The 1,850-nt window shown below is 59.2% G+C and carries 3 protein-coding genes; 1 reads left to right on the top strand and 2 read right to left on the bottom strand.

Annotated elements, in window-relative coordinates; genetic code table 11:
* A partial coding sequence (locus tag ACRXB1_RS35390) for a response regulator (protein ID WP_449494697.1) occupies positions 1-319 on the top strand: 319 nt, incomplete at its 5' end.
* Between the two features lie 9 nt (positions 320-328).
* On the opposite strand, the gene ACRXB1_RS35385 is transcribed toward ACRXB1_RS35390, so the two are convergent.
* Together ACRXB1_RS35385 and ACRXB1_RS35380 are read right to left on the bottom strand one after the other, a co-directional pair.
* Positions 329-916, bottom strand: coding sequence for a hypothetical protein (locus ACRXB1_RS35385; RefSeq protein ID WP_449494696.1), 588 nt, complete (start codon positions 914-916; stop codon positions 329-331).
* A gap of 67 nt (positions 917-983) precedes the next feature.
* Positions 984-1,571, bottom strand: a complete 588-nt coding sequence (locus tag ACRXB1_RS35380; RefSeq protein ID WP_174364224.1) for a transglycosylase SLT domain-containing protein — start codon at positions 1,569-1,571, stop codon at positions 984-986.
* Positions 1,572-1,850: the final 279 nt, after the last annotated feature.

Genomic DNA, 1,850 nt, shown 5'->3' with positions numbered 1-1,850 from the left:
CAACGAGGAAGTCGCCGCAGGCGTCGCGGCGGTGCTCGCCACGTTCGGCTGCGATGTGCGCCACGAACTCACCGCCGACAAAGCCTTCGACGTCCTCAACGAAGGTGGACGCTTCGACCTGGTGTTATCGGATATACAGATGCCTGGGCGGCTCAACGGCATCGACCTGGCGGAGAAAGTGCGCGGCACGTGGCCCGCGCAGCGGATCGTGCTGATGACCGGTTATGCCGATGAATTCGAGCGCGCGCGGCACACGGGCGTGACCATTCTGGCGAAGCCGTTCAATATCGACGAATTGCGTGAACTCGTGCAGGGTTGATACCGCAACTCAGCGCGGGGCCGCCGATGAAAAGAATTCGCTGAGCAATTCCGAGACTTGCCACATTGCGCACGGGCGCCGGCAATGGCCGTCGTAGCCGGCCGCCTGCAAGGCCGTTACCGTGTCTTCCGGCAGGAAATTGCTCATGGCGAGCAATAACGTTCCAATGTGCGCGGAGTCGAGACTGAGGGTGCGAACGAAGCCGGTGTTACCAGCCAGGGTCAGCCGTGTATCGATCATCAGCGCCTGCGGACGCCATGTATCGATCAGCCCGGCCAGTGCCTCAAGAGTCGTCACGTGTTGGGCGGCCATGCCCTTCAGGCCCAGCAGCAGCACGAATGACTCGCCAATCATTGGATCTCGATGGGCAATAACGATGCGCCGCACGTCCATGAAAAGGGGCGCACGTTTAGGGTTCCAAAGGGCGAACTGCTCATGGTTTGCTTCGAACGGGCGTCTGGTCACGTCTTCCTCGGAGATGAGGCGATCGGTATGCCGACCGTTGACGCATCGGGGAATCGAAGGCGTAAGGCACTGCGCCCCTGTTGCGGCGTTCAGTCTTCGATAAAAAGCGGAATCAGGAGAGAGCTTCAGCAAGAAACGGTCCGAAAGGGCGGACCGGAGTTGCCAACGATGAAGTGTTACGTCTGCTTATTTGGTGCGATCAATATCCTGCCTGAGCGCCAGCGGGCTCGGCATCGAACTGGGACGAGATCTTTTTGACCTGAAGACCAACTTTTTCGGCGTACGCTTTCGATCCGCCGTAGCTTTTCAGCGCGGCATCCACGTCACCGCGTGCCGACTGCACGTAACCATGCAGAATTGCGGACCCGGCTTCAATGTTGGCATCGGCTTCCGTCAGGTCGATATTGCGCACCAGTTTCTTGTGCGCAGACGGCACGACCTGCATCAATCCGGTTGCGCCATTCGCGCCGCGCGCGTTTTCCTTGAAGCGGGATTCGATCGAGATGATCGCGAGTAAAAGCGCGGGGGGAAGTGAATATTTCGATGCCGCCGACATCACGGCCGCCGAAATCTGCTCGGCCTTCGCACGCGCAACGCCGAATTTCTGCGAGATGAGACGGGAAACCTGGTGCTTTGCCTGGGCGTCGGCATCGGCTTCGCTTGCGGCGAGTTTCTGATCCATGACCGCTGCGGTCGTCTCCAAGGGGCGTTCCTGAGCCGTGGCGTCGTGCATCGCGCCGAGCGACAAACTGAAGGTCAGCGTCAGCAAGAAGAGTAGTCGGCTCATGGAGGGGTGCCATCGGAGAGAAGGTCGCATTATACCGATGGAAAAAAACCTTGCAAATCATGCGCTTGGTCGAAATGGCGAATTACGCAGAGGATTGGCCGGACGAGCGCGACGCGCGTCGTGCTTCAGGACTGCGCGATTTCGACGCTCGCCCACGAACACTTGAACCCCTCCCCCTCCGTCAACAGATACCCACACGCTTCGCCACTAGTAACTGTGGCAGTCAATACGGAAACCTGACCAACGCATAACAACTGGTTGAGCCGTAACGGCTCTACA

This window comes from Caballeronia sp. M23-90, assembly GCF_053574605.1.
The sequence above is the reverse complement of the archived record's forward strand: the minus strand, read 5'-3'. Positions and strand labels throughout refer to the sequence as shown.